Annotated in this window: 1 protein-coding gene; it reads right to left on the reverse strand. The window is 63.8% G+C overall.

The genetic code is table 11. The features are described 5' to 3' along the window. The coding region (locus EN818_RS31550; RefSeq protein ID WP_135906706.1) for a LysR family transcriptional regulator at nt 1-320 on the reverse strand (320 nt) is incomplete at both ends.

Raw genomic sequence — 320 nt, forward strand, 5'->3', positions numbered from 1 at the left:
CTGGCAGCTCGACGATGGTGGGCAGGCGCAGATCGGCGGCCGGCAGGATTGCGGGGAACAGGGAGAGCCTAGGCAGCAGATAGTGCGTGGCGAAGTACGGACGGGCATTGAGGTTGATGCGGTCGCGGTGGTTCGACTTGGTGACGCGCCGGACGCCCTCGGAGAATTCGTCGAAGCCCGCCTTGACGTAGTGCGAGAGCAGGATGGCGGATTCGGTCAGCTCGATCGAACGGCCCTTGCGCTTGAACAGCGTGACCTGCAGCGTGTCTTCAAGCAGCTTGATCTGCTGTCCGACCGCCTGCGGCGTGACCAGCAATTCG

The organism is Mesorhizobium sp. M3A.F.Ca.ET.175.01.1.1, assembly GCF_004791945.1.
Lineage (GTDB): Bacteria > Pseudomonadota > Alphaproteobacteria > Rhizobiales > Rhizobiaceae > Mesorhizobium.